Origin of the sequence: Agrobacterium sp. ST15.13.013, assembly GCF_027956525.1 — a bacterium.
In the GTDB taxonomy this organism is placed as follows: domain Bacteria; phylum Pseudomonadota; class Alphaproteobacteria; order Rhizobiales; family Rhizobiaceae; genus Agrobacterium; species Agrobacterium salinitolerans.
This window is the reverse complement of record NZ_JAQKGP010000018.1, coordinates 17602-33434: the sequence shown is the minus strand read 5'-3', so window position 1 is coordinate 33434 and position 15833 is coordinate 17602. Positions and strand designations below refer to the sequence as shown.

At 59.6% G+C, this 15833-nt stretch carries 11 protein-coding genes; 6 read left to right on the top strand and 5 right to left on the bottom strand.

Going from position 1 to position 15833, the window contains the following annotated elements; genetic code table 11:
- Positions 1-3327, bottom strand: coding sequence for a transglutaminase family protein (locus tag PL597_RS17940; RefSeq protein ID WP_271365850.1), 3327 nt, complete (start codon positions 3325-3327; stop codon positions 1-3).
- Positions 3328-3619: 292 nt separating this feature from the next.
- Between PL597_RS17940 and PL597_RS17935 the strand changes: the two genes are divergently transcribed.
- Entirely contained in the window at positions 3620-5428 is a 1809-nt protein-coding gene (locus tag PL597_RS17935; protein ID WP_077984717.1) for an ABC transporter ATP-binding protein/permease, read from the top strand.
- 31 nt (positions 5429-5459) lie between these two features.
- On the opposite strand, the gene PL597_RS17930 is transcribed toward PL597_RS17935, so the two are convergent.
- Positions 5460-5654: a hypothetical protein gene (locus PL597_RS17930; protein WP_217004127.1), complete on the bottom strand. Its 195-nt coding sequence runs from the start codon at positions 5652-5654 to the stop codon at positions 5460-5462.
- Positions 5655-5827: 173 nt separating this feature from the next.
- Between PL597_RS17930 and PL597_RS17925 the strand changes: the two genes are divergently transcribed.
- The 4 genes from PL597_RS17925 to PL597_RS17910 all read left to right on the top strand — a co-directional run bounded on the left by PL597_RS17925 (position 5828) and on the right by PL597_RS17910 (position 10617).
- Entirely contained in the window at positions 5828-6217 is a 390-nt protein-coding gene (locus PL597_RS17925) for an acyl-CoA thioesterase (RefSeq protein WP_035260778.1), read from the top strand.
- 171 nt (positions 6218-6388) lie between these two features.
- On the top strand, positions 6389-8632 hold the full coding sequence (locus tag PL597_RS17920; RefSeq protein WP_271365848.1) for a polysaccharide deacetylase family protein: 2244 nt from the start codon (positions 6389-6391) through the stop codon (positions 8630-8632).
- A gap of 232 nt (positions 8633-8864) precedes the next feature.
- Positions 8865-9905 carry a four-carbon acid sugar kinase family protein gene (locus PL597_RS17915; RefSeq protein WP_269824948.1) on the top strand — a complete coding sequence of 347 codons (1041 nt, stop codon included), beginning with the start codon at positions 8865-8867 and terminating at the stop codon, positions 9903-9905.
- Positions 9906-9909: 4 nt separating this feature from the next.
- A complete protein-coding gene (locus PL597_RS17910; RefSeq protein ID WP_142913472.1) occupies positions 9910-10617 on the top strand; it encodes a FadR/GntR family transcriptional regulator in 708 nt (235 codons plus the stop codon).
- 47 nt (positions 10618-10664) lie between these two features.
- Here the strand turns inward: PL597_RS17910 and PL597_RS17905 are convergent, their stop codons facing one another.
- The 3 genes from PL597_RS17905 to PL597_RS17895 are packed head-to-tail and all read right to left on the bottom strand — an operon-like array spanning position 10665 to position 13938.
- Positions 10665-11792, bottom strand: coding sequence for an iron-containing alcohol dehydrogenase (locus PL597_RS17905; protein WP_271365847.1), 1128 nt, complete (start codon positions 11790-11792; stop codon positions 10665-10667).
- Positions 11789-12745, bottom strand: coding sequence for a 4-hydroxythreonine-4-phosphate dehydrogenase PdxA (gene pdxA, locus PL597_RS17900; RefSeq protein WP_077984723.1), 957 nt, complete (start codon positions 12743-12745; stop codon positions 11789-11791). Before pdxA ends, PL597_RS17905 begins: the two co-directional genes overlap by 4 nt.
- Positions 12742-13938 (bottom strand): sialidase family protein, encoded by a 1197-nt coding sequence (locus tag PL597_RS17895; protein WP_271365845.1) that lies wholly within the window; start codon positions 13936-13938, stop codon positions 12742-12744. The genes pdxA and PL597_RS17895 overlap by 4 nt, the downstream gene beginning before the upstream one ends.
- 323 nt (positions 13939-14261) lie before the next feature.
- Here PL597_RS17895 and PL597_RS17890 point away from each other — a divergent pair, with 323 nt between their 5' ends.
- Positions 14262-15770 carry an ABC transporter substrate-binding protein gene (locus PL597_RS17890; RefSeq protein ID WP_271365844.1) on the top strand — a complete coding sequence of 503 codons (1509 nt, stop codon included), beginning with the start codon at positions 14262-14264 and terminating at the stop codon, positions 15768-15770.
- The last annotated feature ends 63 nt before the right edge of the window (positions 15771-15833 follow it).

Here is a 15833-nt window from a genome sequence, read left to right as displayed (position 1 = left end):
TTACACTCCGTAAGGCCGACGCAGATCGAGCGTCAGCGGAAATTCTGACGACACGGTTTCCGCCATCAGCGGATATTGCCCGGCCGTATGCCCCCATGGTTCGAAACGGGCGAGGCGGCGTGCCTCGGCCTCATTGCCGTTGACGGGAAACGTCTCGTAATTGCGCCCGCCCGGATGAGCAACATGATAGATGCATCCGCCGATCGATCGCCTCGACCATGTATCATAAATGTCAAAGGTCAAGGGTGAATTGACGGGCAGGACGGGATGCAGGCCGGAAGAGGGCTGCCACGCCTTGAAGCGCACGCCGGCCACCGCGACACTGCGGTTTTCTGTTGGTGTCATCGGCACGGCGCGTCCGTTGCAGGCGACGGTGTAACGAGAAGGGTTGGAGGTTTCCAGCCGCACCTGCAGGCGCTCCACGGAGCTGTCGACAAAACGCACGGTGCCGCCGATCGCGCCCTGTTCGCCCATCACATGCCAGGGTTCCAGCGCCTGGCGCAGCTCAAGCTTCGCACCCTCGTATTCCACCTCGCCGAAGAAGGGGAAACGGAATTCCTGCTGGGCGGTGAACCATTCCGGCTTGAGGTCGAAACCGTTTTCTCTGAGGTCCGCAAGCACATCGAGAAAATCCGCCCAGATATAATGCGGCAGCATGAAGCGGTCGGCGAGCGCCGTACCCCAGCGCACGAATTTGCCGGCGGCCGGATTTTTCCAGAAACGGGCGATGAGGGCGCGCACCAGCAATTGCTGGGCAAGCGACATGCGCGCGTTCGGCGGCATTTCGAAACCGCGAAATTCCACCAGTCCGAGGCGCCCGGTCGGCCCGTCGGGTGAAAACAGCTTGTCGATGCAGATTTCGGCCCGGTGGGTGTTACCCGTCACATCCGTCAGCAGATTGCGGAACAGCCGGTCGACCAGCCATGGTAGAGGCGGAGCGCCCTCACCGGGGGCAGGCACCTGCGCCAGCGCAATTTCCAGTTCGTAGAGACTGTCGTGGCGGGCCTCGTCGATGCGCGGCGCCTGACTTGTGGGGCCGATGAACAGGCCCGAAAAGAGGTAGGAGAGCGATGGATGCCGCTGCCAGTGCAGAACGAGGCTTTTGAGAAGATCGGGCCGGCGCAGGAAGGGGCTGTCATTGGGGTTTGCCCCACCGACAACCACATGATTGCCGCCGCCGGTGCCGGTATGGCGGCCGTCGATCATGAATTTGTCGGCGCCGAGACGCGACTGGCGCGCCTCCTCATAGACTGCCGTGGTGATATTGACGCAATCTTTCCAGCTCGAAGCGGGGTGGATGTTGACCTCGATCACACCGGGATCGGGCGCGACGCGGATAACATTGAGGCGTTCGTCATGCGGCGGTGCATAACCCTCGATATGGACGGGCAGTCCAAGCTCTGTGGCAGCCGCTTCCGCTGCCGCGATCAGTTCGAGATAATCCTCGATGCGCTCGACCGGCGGCATGAAAACGCAAAGCCTTCCGTCACGCGGTTCCACTGACATGGCGGTGCGCACCGCGCCGCCGATTTCACCAAGCGTCTGCTCTATGCGCTCCTGCCCGGCCACTTCGCTTGCCTGGAACGAGGCTTCGGGCATGGCGCGACCGGAGGGCGTCAAGACATCGGGAAGCGGACCCCTGGGGATAGAAGGGTCGGCCTCATGGATATAGGGATAGGCCGACGGCGGCACATAGGGCAGGGTGCCGAGCGGCAGGCGGTAACCGACCGGGCTGTCGCCCGGAACGAGAAAAATCTTGCCGCGCCGCGTCTTCCATTTTTCGCTGATCCAGCGTTCGCCGGCGGCGCGCGCATTCCATGCCTGTACCGGCAGGATGTAGCCGGTGGGCGTCGTCAAACCGCGTTCGAAGACGCGGGCGATACGGTTGCGCTCTTCCGGATCCTTCAGTCTGGAATTGGACGGGTCGACATTGTCGGGCAGGCTGCCTTCCTTGATGATCCATTCGGCCGGATCCTCATAGGCTGGCAGCACCAGATCAGGCTCAATGCCGAGCTGGGTGGCTATACCACCCAATAGCTTCTGTGCATCTTCGGCCTTGACGCCCGTATCTGCGCCTTCCTCCGCAATCAGGGCCGGGTTCTGCCAGATCGGCAGGTCGTCCTTCCGCCAGTAGAGCGAAAAGGTCCAGCGCGGCAGGGTTTCGCCCGGATACCATTTCCCCTGCCCGTAATGCAGAAAGCCGCCCGGTGCGAAACGCTCACGCAGGCGGCGGATCAGGGCGTCGGCCTTTTCACGCTTTGTCGGCCCGACTGCGCCGGTGTTCCATTCGTCGGATTCGAAATCGTCGATGGAAACGAAGGTCGGCTCGCCGCCCATGGTCAGCCGGACGTCATGGCTGTTCAGAACGCCGTCGACCGCTTCACCGAGCGCGTTGAGCTCCTCCCAGCTTTCATCCGAAAAGGGTTTGGTGATACGCGGTGTCTCGGCAACACGCCGGACCTGCATGTCGAAGGCGAATTCGGTATTGGCGTGGCCGAAATAACCGCCGGAAATCGGTGCGGCATTGCGATAATGCGGCGTTGCGGCCAGCGGAATATGGCTTTCACCTGTCAGAAGCCCGGAGGTCGGGTCAAGCCCGATCCAGCCGGCGCCGGGCATATAGACCTCGGCCCAGGCGTGAAGATCGGTGAAGTCCACTTCGGTGCCGGATGGGCCATCCAGCGCCTTGAGATCGGGAGTGAGCTGAATGAGATATCCCGACACGAAGCGGGCGGCGAGGCCAAGATGCCGCAGAACCTGCACGAGCAGCCAGCTCGTATCGCGGCAGGAGCCCTTGCCGGAAGCGAGCGTCTCCTCCGGCGTCTGGACGCCGGGTTCCATGCGGATGACGTAACCGATCTCCTGTTGCAGGCGGGCATTGAGGCCAACGACCATGTCCACAGTCGGTTGCCCCGGCGTGCGGTCGACGGTGGCCATGAAGGCGGCAAGCAGCGGGCCTGTCGGTTCCGGCTTCATGTAGATGGAGAGATCGTCCCGCAATTCCTGCGGATAATCGAACGGCCACTTTGTCGCCTCTTCCTCCACAAAGAAATCGAACGGATTGTAAACCGTCATATCGGCGACAAGATCGACCTCGATCTTAAATTCCGTCGCCGGCTCGGGAAAAACGAAGCGGGCGAGGTAATTGCCGTAAGGATCTTGCTGAAGGTTCACGAAGTGATTGGAGGGCGAAACCTTGAGCGAATGGCTGATGACACGGGTTCTGGAGTGCGAGGCGGGCTTTAATCTTATGATCTGTGGTCCAAGGCGAACAGGATTGTCGTATTTATAATGCGTCAGATGATAGATGCTCGCTTTGATCGCCATTAATCTGCCTTGCCCGGTTTTCCGGCTTATGCGGTTTGTCCGCCCCTCTGAAATTATCCGGATTTTGTGCAATGCAGGAAAAGAAAGCAAGGATCATTTCCGGAAGCGACAGCATTGTTGGGTTAAGCCGCGATATTTGCCCGCGGGAAGAATTGTCTGGGCTTTTCAATCATCGCAGCTGAGATTTCGCCGGGATTGTGGACAAGGTTGAACGGCGTGTTATTGCTTGGCAACGAAAGGCGCAGAATCGCGCCCCGCTTTCTTTGCCGACTGACGTTTCGGAATGGAATGAATGGCAACAACGGTGACCGACGATCAGCGCAAAAGCGCGGCTAATCTTTCGGGTTTCGATCTCGATTTTCCCGCGCAGCTGCGCATGATGGGGCGCGCCTTCTGGACCTCGCCGGTGCGCAATCGGCTGATCTTGCTGTCGATGGCGTTGCTCACGGTAATATTGCTCACCGCTTACGGCCAGATCAGGCTCAATGAATGGAACGCGCCGTTTTACAATGCGCTGGAGCGGCGCGATCTTGCCGCCTTCATTCACCAGCTGGAGGTCTTCGCCATCATCGGGGGGGCGTTGCTTCTCCTCAACGTCATCCAGACCTGGCTGAACCAGATGACGGCGCTGAACATGCGCGAAGGTCTTGCCAAGGATATGGTGGATCAATGGCTGAAACCCGGGCGCGCCGCCCGTCTTGCCGGTTTCGGCACGATTGCGATCAACCCCGACCAGCGCCTGCATGACGATGTCCGCAATCTCGCTGAAAGCAGTACGGCGCTTTCCATCGGGCTCGTCAATGCGACGATCCTGCTCATCAGCTTTATCGGCGTCCTCTGGTCGCTCTCGGCGGGCTTTGCTGTCACCATCGGCGGCGATACCTATGCTATCCCCGGCTACATGGTTTGGGCGGCGATATTTTACGCCGGTTCAGCCTCCCTGCTCAGCAATCTCGTCGGTTATCGGCTGGTTGGACTGAATGCCGAGCGTTACTCCAAAGAAGCGGAGCTTCGCTTCTCGCTGATGCGGGCCAGCGAAAATCTTGCCGCCATTGCCCTTGCGCGCGGCGAAAAGAACGAAAGGCGGCGGATCGGTATCGATGTTGATGCGGTGATTGGCGTCATTCGAGGGCTGGCGATGGCCCTGACAAATCTAACATGGGTTTCGGCGGGATATGGCTGGCTGGCGGTGGTGGCGCCGATTCTGATTGCAGCTCCCGTTTATTTTTCCGGCAATCTGACATTCGGCGGGTTGATGATGGCCGTGGGTGCGTTCAACCAGGTCAACACGGCGCTGCGCTGGTACATCGACAATTTCGGACCGATTGCCAGCTGGAAGGCCACGTTACAGCGCGTTTCGGTGTTCCGTAACGCCCTTATCGAGATGGACAGCGTCGAACAGCACGGCTTGGCGATCGATCTGCAACGCAGCGCGGAGAATGAAAAAATCCGCCTCCAGTCGGTGGTGATCTGCCGCGATGCGGGCGGACAGGATTTGGATCGCGGCTTCCAGCTGCGCGAGAGCGAAGTCACGATCGGGCCGGGCGAACGACTGATGATCAATGGCGAGCAGGGCGTGAACCGAAGGCTGCTTTTTGCGGCCATGGCGGGCCTGTGGCCCTGGGGACAGGGCAGGATAGAGATGCCCGAACAGTCCGACACGCTTTTCATCGCCCAGCACGGCTATCTGCCGGCGGGTTCGCTGCGTGAAATCCTCGCCTATCCGCGCGCTCCCCAGCGTTTTGCCGATGCCGATTATATCTCGGCGCTCGCTGCCTGCGGGCTTGGCGAGATGGCGTCCCGTCTCGATGAAAACATTCGCTGGGATAAAAAACTGGATTCAGACGAGCAGGCCAGCATCCGGGTTGCAAACGCCCTGCTGCTGAAGCCGAAATTCCTCGTTATCGATGATTTGCTCGAAGGGTTGGAAAAACAGACGCAGGATACGCTGGCGGAAGTTCTGAACGGGATCGACAGTGCGGCGATCATCTATATCGGCCGCTCCGAAACATTTCTGTCGGTTCTCGCCCCGGCCGTGGCGCATCTCGACCATACCGCGCAGAAGGAAAATATCTCCCCGGCAGACAGCGCTCCGCTATAGGCCGTCGGGCTATGGAGTTGTTCGGAGCGGGTTATAGCCGAAGATGCCATTGATCCGAAGCGAGCCGCGGCTGTTTGACAAGGCTTAGTGTGGTGTCCGGCTCCACCTGCGAACGCAGAGCAAATGTGCCGGTCGCCAGGCTGATGGCGACGACGCTGGCGACCACCAGGACAATACGGTCGTAGCGCTGCTGTATTGCGTTGTTTCCACTCCAGTCATAGGCCATTCGCACGCCCTCGCGTTTTTTGGAATCGTGCCTCATCATGGTTAACCGAAGCTTACGACGGCTCTATGATTCCTTGCTGTTTTGGAAGGGCTGCCGCGACAAATCGGCTATTGGCGGATGGGGTGCGGTTGTTTAAGTCCGGCAGCGGGAGGCTTGTGAAAGGACTTTGAGACATGGACCAGCAACCGCCCGCCGATATGGAACTCACGCTCAGAACGCTTGCGATGCCCGCCGATGCCAACCCGGCCGGCGATATTTTCGGCGGCTGGGTCATGTCGCAGATGGACCTTGCCGCTTTCGTCCGCGCCAATGATGTGGCTGGCGGCCGCACCGTCACCGTCGCAGTCAATGAGATCGTCTTCAAGAAGCCGGTCAAGATCGGCGATACATTGTGTGTCTATACCAAAATCGAAAAGATCGGCCGTACCTCTGTCACATTGAAGATCGAGGCGTGGACCCGCAGGCACTATCAGGATTCACGCGAAAAGGTGACGGAGGCCGTCTTCATCATGGTCGCGGTGGACGACAACGGCGATCCTCGTCCCGTCCGCAAGGAGGCGTGAGACGGCTTCCGCTTTTTTTTCAAAGCAATTCCGAAGCGCCTGCAAATGACTAGAAGCATAGGCGTTTCGGATTTTTCGCAATTCGATATCCGTCCGCTCAATACTTTAGAAATATCCAATTTATTTATCAATTTTTGCGATCAAGATATGGAATAGGACGAGGATCAGGCTTTGACCATTCCAGGTGTTGTTATTGTCGGCGGCGCTCACGGCACGCTCGCCCTTGCGCGCAGCCTCGGCGCCCTGAATGTGCCTGTCTATTATCTCACCCATGATTCACCGTTGCCAGGCTGGTCGCGCTTCGTGCGGGAAACAATCCGCTGGGATGGCCCGCACGACGCCGGAGCAATGGAGTTCCTGCGTCAGATGGCGGCGAAACGTGGTTTGAAGGGCTGTCTGCTGGTGCCATCCGGTGACGGGGAGGTCCAGCTCGTTGCGCAGCATCGTGAGGAGCTTTCCGCTCTTTACAAGATCGTTTTGCCGGATTGGGCGGAGCTGCAATGGCTCTGCGAAAAACCGCTGCTTTATCAGCGCGCCGCAGAACTCGGCGTCGATATTCCGCGTACCTATGCACTGACATCGGCCGCTGACATCGACACGCTGGACATATTGTTTCCCGTCATTCTCAAGCCGAATATGGGGGGTGGCGATACCACCATCGCCCGGGCAAAAGTCATTCGTGCCGATGACCGCCATGCTTTGAAAACGGCTTTTGCCGATGCGAGTGAAGAGATCGGCGTCGGCAATGTCGTCGTGCAGGAACTCATTCCGGGTGGAGGAGAAAGCCAGTTCTCCTACGCGGCGCTCTGGCTGAACGGAGAGCCGGTAGCGGAATTCACTGCCCGGCGCGTCCGGCAATATCCTGTCGATTTCGGCTATACCAGCACCCGCGTCGAGGTCGTCGACAACGGGAAAGCGGTGGAGGCGGCCCGAAAAATACTGAAATCGGCCGGCCATAGCGGGCTGGTCGAGGCGGAATTCAAGCTCGACCACCGGGACGGGAAACTCAAGCTTCTCGATGTCAATCCGCGCCCATGGTCATGGTTTGGCCTTTGCTCGGCGGCGGGCGTCGACCTTGGCGCCCTGCTATGGCGGGTCGCCAACGGTGAGCCGGTCGGTCCGCCCGGCGATGTGCGGCAGGGTGTTTCCTGGTCCTATCTTGTCCGCGACGCCGTTGCCGCTTTCACATTGGCCCGGAGGGGGCAGACGAAAATTGGTGACTACCTTGCTTCTCTGGGCAAGATCCGCAGCTGGGCCGCCTTTGCGCCGAAGGATCCCTTGCCGGGCCTGATCGACCTGCCGCTAACGGTCTCGAGAGTCGTGAGAAAACGCCTTCTTCCCGGCCTGAGATCAGGACAATCGGGGAGAATTTTCTTTCAGCCGATAAAACGCCTTGTGAAATATGGAGTCATAAGGGCGGGGCTGGAGGTGAGTTCTCTCCCGGCCGTCCGTTCGGCATTTCCGTCTTTTGCCGGGCGTGGCGTAATCTTTACGCTTCATCATGTGCGCCCCGGAGGGGTTGTTTCGGCTTTCGCACCCAATGTGCAATTGTCCGTCACGCCGCAATTTCTGGAAGAGGCGATACAGGCCGCACTCGAATGCGGTCTTGTTCCTGTCCATCTGCACGATCTGCCGGCTCTGCTTGCCGATAATCACGAGGGCCGGTCCTTCTGCGCCTTCACGCTCGACGACGGCTATCGAAACAATGCCGAGTATGCCGCACCGATCTTCCGTAAATATGCCGTTCCCTACACGATTTTCATCACGCCGGGTTTTGTGGAGCGAACACGCAGCCTCTGGTGGGAAACCGCTGCTGCCTTGACGCAGAAAGCCGCGTCTTTCGAATTCGATTTCGGGGCGGGGCCGGAACTGGTGGCGTGCGCCAGCCCTTCGCAGAAAGCGGAGGCATTCACGCGGCTTGAAGATTTCGTCCAGAATTTTTCGGAAGACGAGGCGGTGGAAAGGATCGATCGTGTCGCGAGGCAGCATGGCGTCGATCCCATCGCGATCGTGGACGAACTTGTCATGGATGAAGACGAGATCAAGGCGCTGGCGCAAGACCCTCTGGTGCATTTCGGCGCACATACCGTGACGCATGTGAATATGCGCAAGGTCGATGCGACGCGTCTGGCTTATGAGATCGCGGAATCGACGCGTCGGGTGGAAGCTTATGTCGACCACCGGCCACGGTCCTTTTCTTATCCCTATGGCTGGGTAAAGGCCGTGGGAGAACGGGAAGCGAAAGCGGTTCACGACGCAGGATTTTCTGCAGCCGTGACCACGCAGGCTGGCGTTATCGATCCCCGTTGCCTTGAAAAGCCGACGCAGCTGCCGCGTGTATCGCTGAATGGTCGCTTTCAGAAAAAGCGTTTCGTCAACGCGCTCATTTCAGGTCTGCCCTTCCGGTTCATCTAGCGACCTTGTTCGTTCGCCATCTCTCGGCCGTCTCGCCAGATGTTTCTGCGGCTCGCATTTGGCGTTCTCTTTTGCCGTTTCCGATTTTTCTCTCGTCCTTCGAGCCTCTTTGCGGCTGATTGGTCAGTGCGAAAAGCTGTGTCGCAAATTTTGTTATTCACATCCACTTATCTATTGATTATAAATAAATTTATCGACAGTAAACATTACAACTTTTATGAAGACATCGCCCTTGCTATTAATTTTTGCCGATGATCTGACCGGAGCGCTCGACGCCGCCGCCCCTTTTGCCGGGCGCGGGCTGGCGACCGAGGTTGCCATCGGGCTTGACGGTGCGCGTGCGGCGTTGGCGGATGCGCCTGCCGTCCTTAGCGTCAATCTCGGCTGCCGCGACGGCGAGGCGGATGAAGCCCGCCGCCGCACGCGGGAACTGCTGGGGATGATTCCGGTCGATACCATCCTTTTCAAGAAGATCGATTCCCGCCTGAAGGGGCATATTGCGGCGGAAATGGATGCGATTTCCTATCGCCACGCGCTTGTCGCGCCCGCAATTCCGGATTTCGGACGCGTCGTTATTGGCGGAGCCGTTTCCGGCTTTGGCGTCGACGCTGCCATTCCGGTTCATGAAAGGCTTCGCGGGCATGCCGACCGTTGCACGATACCCGATACGCGATCAAAGGGCGAAATCGCCGAGGCTCTCGCCGCCGCGCAGGCGCAAGGGGCCGATCTTCTGGTCGGCGCGCGCGGGCTTGCCGAGGCGCTGGCTGAGGCGATGACGGCGCAGGCTGTTCCTGAGGCCGCGATCATTCCGGCCGGAAAGGGGCTTTTTGTCATCGGGTCTCGCGATCCGATCACGGTGGAGCAGATTGACGTTCTCAAAAGCGTTGGACCTGTTTCGATCATTGAGGCGCCGAATGGCGTCATGCCCCGCCACACCGATGACGGTGCCGGTCTGATGCTGGTTCAAGCGACGCAGGGTGCGGAAAATCTGTCGCCGCTTGCGGTTTCAGACCGGTTGGCGCAAGGCGTCGTGCCGCATTTTACCGCCGGAGCGGCGAGACTGCTGTTGTCAGGTGGAGCCACGGCGGAGGCCGTGCTGCGGGCCATGGGCGTTTCGCGCTTGCGTCTTGCCGGCGAATGCCTGCCGGGTCTCGGCGTGGGCTGGTCCGGCGATCAATGCATCATTGCGAAGTCCGGCGGTTTTGGGCAAGCTGACACGTTGAAACGGATCGCGAAAATGATGCTTGGCGACAATGACGCTGGAGAGAGCTGACCAGATGGGGCTGATGAAAGAAACGGCGCGCAAGGCACTTCCGGACATTATTTTCGAGAGAATGCACCGCGCGATCAAATCCGGCGCCTACAAGCCGGATGAGCGGCTGCCGACCGAGCATGAACTCGCCATGGAATTCGAAGTATCGCGACCGGTGGTGCGCGAGGCACTCCGGCGGCTGCGCGAACAGGGTTTCATCTATTCCCGCAGAGGCTCCGGCAGCTATGTCAGGGCCTTCGGCCTGCGCGAGCCGCTCGGCTTCGGACAGCTTGAAAACGTCGCGGACCTTCTCAACTGTTACGAATTCAGGCTGACGCTGGAGCCGGCAGCGGCGGCGGCCGCGGCTCTGCGGCACGATGGTGAGAGACTTGCGGCGATCCGGAAGGCGCTCGAACTGATGCGGGATGCGACCAATCGCCAGTCCCACCGCGAGGATGCCGATTATCAGTTTCATCTCGCCATCGCACGGGCGGCGCGGAACAGTTATTTCTCCACTGCGATGGAAGCGCTGAAAGACCATATTGCCGTGGGAATGAAGTTCCACGGCATGTCATTGAAGCGGGAAGCATCCGGCCTGACGCGTGTTTTTGCCGAGCATGAGGCAATCGCAAAGGCGATTGCCGATGGGGATGCAGAGGCGGCACGCCAGCTGATGCTCCAGCACCTGACCGGATCGCGCGACCGCCTGTTTGAGTCTTCGCACACGGAATAAGCGGGTGACCGAAGACCGATGCGCGCGTCCGCGCACCGGAATTTTGCTCAGAAGGCGTGGCGGTAAACGCCGAGCACATCCTCGAGGCTCATGTCGACGGGGTTGTTGTCCATCAGCCGGCGGATGGCATGCGCATTCTCAGCGTAGCGGGGAAGATCGGCTTCAATGGCGCCGTGCCGTGCAAGCGACATTTCGATGCCGAGTCCGGCACAGAAATCCGTCGCCGCCTTGCGCAAATCATCAGGCGAAAGATGTTCGCGAAGCCCGAGCGCTCCCGCCACCTCCGCCGTCTTCGCAGAAACCGCGGGCTGGTTGAAGGCCAGAACATGCGGAAAGACGATGGCGTTCGCCAGCCCGTGCGGCAGGTTAAGAAGCGTGCCGAGCGGATAGGCGATGGCATGGCCGGCGGCCGTATTGACCGGACCAAGGCAGATGCCGCCATAATAGGAGGCAAGCATCATGCCTTCCCGCGCTTCAGTATCCGCACCGTCGCGGACGGCGCGCGCCAGATATTTACCGACCAGTGCAAATCCCATGCGTGCGAAACCGTCGATCATCGGGTGGGCCTTGCGGTTGGTGAAGGCTTCGACGCAATGGGCCATGGCATCCACACCCGTTGCCGCCGTAACGGCTGGTGGGACCGAATAGGTGAGTTCCGGATCGAGCACGGCGAAATCCGCGATCAGATGAGGGCTTTCGACCGCGATCTTGCTGCCTTTTACCGGGTCTGTGATAAGCGAACGGATGCCGGCTTCGGAGCCGGTTCCGGCGGTGGTGGCGATCTGCACCAGCCGCGTGTTGCGCCCGGCAACCCTGTTCGGTCCAGCCACATCCTCAAGCGTCTGGCCGGAATTCCAGAGCGCTGCGACCAGCTTCGCCACATCCATTACCGAACCGCCGCCGAGGCCGATGACGAGATCCGGCTTGGCGGCGCTTGCCGCGGAAAGGGCGGCTTCGAGCGTTGTGGTGTCCGGCTCGCCGGGAATGGCGTCGAAGACAGTGAAAGGACCCGGCAATTGCAGCCGTTCGGCAAATTTGGCCGTCAGCGGTGTGGCGATAACGAGGGTCGATGCGGTTTTCCCCGCCCAGACGCCGACCTGTGAAACGGTGCCGGCGCCAACGGCGAGCCGGCGTGGCTGATGGATGAGAATGGGAGCTGTCGACATGGTGCTCATCCCTTTCGATCCTTGCCCGCCACCAGCTTGCGCGCATAGGCGATGGCCGCATTCATGTTGCCGTGATTGGCGATGCCCTTGCCGGCGATATCGAAAGCCGTGCCGTGATCGACGGAGGTGCGGTCTATCGGCAGATCGACGGAGACATTGACGGCGGTGTCGAAAGCGACAAGTTTGATCGGGATATGGCCCTGATCGTGATATTGTGCGACGACGAGATCGAAAGCGCCGGAATAAGCCCGGTGGAACACGGTATCGGCGGAAATCGGTCCCTGAACTTCGATGCCTTCGGCGCGTGCGGCGGCGACCGCCGGTGCGATCTGATTGTCATCCTCATTGCCGAACAGGCCGTTTTCACCGCAATGCGGGTTGATACCGGCAACCGCGATGCGCGGTTGACCATAACCGATGCGTTTCAGATGCGCGTTGCCAGCGCGGATGGTCGCAAGCACGCGCTCCGTCGTCGCGCGGGTAATGGCTTCCTGCAAGGAGACATGGGTGGAAACGTGAATGACCTTCAACCGTTCGGAGGCGAGCAGCATATAGGCAGCCGAGGAGCCGGTGAGGCTTCGCAACATGCCGGTGTGGCCATCATAATGGTGACCGGCGAGATTCAGGGCTTCCTTGTTGATCGGCGCGGTAACGATGCAGCCGATTGCGCCCGCTTCGGCATCGCGAACAGCCTTTTCGATAAAGCGGAACGCGGCGTCTCCGGCAACAGGCGACAATGTACCCCAGGGCAGCGGCGCACCCTCCACTGGCAGGTCGACCACGTGCTGAGAAAGATCGATATCAACGCCGAGCGCATCCTGCGCCGCTTCCAGCGTGGCGAGGTTGCCGTAAATCCGCGTCGCTGCACGATCCGAACCGGACATTTCGGCGAGCGCCCGCACCGTGATTTCCGGGCCGACACCACAGGGATCGCCCATGGTGATGCCAATAATATTGCTCATCTTTGTCTCCCGTCGTTCTCGTCAGCCCAGCCGGGCGCCAGCCGGACATATTTGATTGCGCGGCGATGATAGGTGTAGCTTGCATGCAGCGTACCGTCCGGCGCTTCCAGAAGCCACGGATAGGACATTTCCAGATTGCGCCCATCGGTCGAATCGTTCGAAAGGCAGGTGCCCGGCCCGTCTTCGATCAGGATCCGGGTGGCAAAACTGCGCCCGTCATCGTCGGACAGGCAGATCGAAACAGGCGCGCGGGGCACACCCCAGACGGGAACGCACCCGCCGCTCGGATCGGCATCCGGCCTGTCGTCGTCCTCTCCCAGTTCGTCGTAAAGCGAGGCGCGGCGATCGCTCGACTGCGCGGCATTGACGGGGTTGCAGATCATAGCCAACCTGCCATCGTTGAGCTTGATGACCGCAATGGAGGAATTATTGTTGGGCACATCGGTCGGCTCCGGCTTTGACCACGAGCGGCCGCCATCGGCGCTTTGCGTGCGGTAGACGAAGTCAGCCTGACGGCGGCGGAAGAAGGCGGCGTAGTCCCCATTCGTCACCGCAACCGGGCTCATATGCACGCAGCCGGTCGATTCCTCCAGATCCTGCAATCGCCAGGTCGCACCATTGTCCGTGGATATGCCGAGCGCTGCCGTATCGTGGCTACCGTTCCATTTCTGGCCGGGGCGCTGGATGCAGCGGAAGATCGGCAGCAGCCAGGCACCGTCATCTCGGATGCGCAGCGGCGCGCGGATGAAGCAGCCCTGCGGGAGATCGAGAAAACGTCCTTCCTCGGAAACAAGCTTTTCCGGTGCAGTCGCGTCGCGGTGGATCCGCGCCATGCGAATGCGGCATTCATCCTGATTACCGGAGGGCTGAGCGGTATGAAACAGCCACAGAACGCCATCCGGCGCGGTGAAGGCAACCGGGTTCTGTTCGGAATGGGAGGGGTCGTGGCTCAGTCGCTGCGGCGGTCCCCACCGGGTTGCACCCGCCGTCAGTACGGATGCGAAAATCGAAATATCCGATTTTCCTTCCAGCGTGCCGCCGAACCATGCGCAGAGCAGGGCGCCATCGTCCAGAAGGTGCAGGAAGCTCGCATGGTTCTGAATCATGGGCGACGGCAGAAAGGCTTCCTGCCGGTTTTCCGACACGGCATGCATGGCTCCGGTCATGGCGCGAGCGATGTCATCAGGGGTCATCATGGTCTCCTCTTGTCTCGATGAAAATGACATATTAAAAAAGTTGTCAAGTTTATTTGATAGAAAATGAGGATTCGATATTTTTGATATTTGGAATTAAACTTTTGTTTTTAAATAATAAAATTAATGAATTTGGCTTTAATAAAAATTGCCGTCGAAAAATAAATTGACAAAAAACGTGATAGCGTCGATGCTTCGCTAACGGGTGGAGGAGACAATCATCCGCATGCCATGCTCCTTAATGCAGGAGACGGGGATTTTTCAAATGCCCCTTGCGGCGCGCCGCCATGTTGCTGAATTTCTGAATCTGGGAGGAGAACGGAATGAAGAAGTCATTGATTGCGGGCGCCCTTGTCTTGGGTTCCTTCAGCGCCGCGGTTTCGCCGGCGCTCGCGGCATCGGGTCCGATCAAGATCGTGCTGGCGGAAGAGGCGGACCTGCTGGAGCCCTGCATGGCCACCCGCTCCAACATCGATCGCATCATCATGGAAAATGTCAGCGAGACGCTGACGGAGCTTGATGTGCGCGGCAACAAGGGTGTTCAGCCGCGCCTTGCCGAGAAGTGGGAGCAGAATGCCGATGGAAGCTGGCGTTTCCACCTGCGTGAAGGCGTAAAGTTTTCCGACGGCACGGCGTTCGATGCCAAGGACGTCAAGCACAGCTTCGAACGCATTATGAGCGACAAGAACGCCTGCGAGTCCCGTCGTTATTTCGGTGGCATGACGGTGACCCCATCGATCGTTGATGACTACACGATCGACTTCAAGGCCGAACCGGCGCAGCCTATTCTGCCGCTCTTGATGTCGCTGGTCACCATCGTTCCGGAAGAAACCAAGATGGAATTCATCCGAGAGCCTGTCGGCACCGGGCCCTACAAGCTGACCGACTGGACGCCGGGTCAGCAAATTGTGCTCACCGCGCGCGACGATTATTGGGGGGACAAACCGCAGGTGACGGAAGCGACCTATCTTTTCCGCGCCGATCCTTCGGTTCGCGCGGCCATGGTGCAGACCGGCGAAGCCGATCTCTCGCCTTCGATTTCCCAGCTGGACGCCACCAATACGAAGACCGACTTTTCCTATCTCGACAGCGAGACGGTCTATATGCGTCTCGATCACAATATTGAGCCGCTGAACGATGTGCGGGTGCGCCGCGCGCTCAACCTCGCCATCGACCGGCAGGCCTTCCTCGGCACGCTGGTTCCAGAAGGCGCCGTGCTGGCCACCGCGCTCGTTCCGCCGACAACGCTTGGCTGGAACCCCGACGTCAAGGTCTTCCCCTATGACCCCGAGGGCGCAAAAAAGCTGCTCGAGGAAGCAAAGGCTGCCGGTGTGAAGGTGGATACGCCGATCACCATCATCGCGCGTACCGCGAATTTCCCCAACGTCACCGAGATCATGGAGGCGATCCAGCAGCAATTGCAGGATGTCGGCTTCAAGATCGACCTGAAATTCGTGGAAGTGGCCGAGCACGAAAGCTATTATTCCAAGCCCTTCAAGGAAGGCCGCGGACCGCAGATTGTCGCCGCCATGCACGACAATTCCAAGGGCGACCCGTCCTTCACCATGTTCTTCAAATATGCCACCAAGGGCACACAGTCCGGCTTCTCGGACAAGAAGGTTGACGATCTGATTGAACGTGCATCCGCAGCGGTCGGTGACGAGCGCGCCAAGCTCTGGTCGGAACTCATCGCTTATCTGCACGACGATGTGGTGGCCGATGTGCTGCTGTTCCACATGGTCGGCTTCTCCCGCGTCTCGGAACGGCTGGACTTCAAGCCCACCATCTCCACGAACTCGATGCTGCAGCTTTCGGAAATCGGCATCAAATAAGACCCCGCGTCTTGTCAATTGAGAAGCGGCGGCGCAGCGCAAGCTTCGCCGCCGCATTGAAAA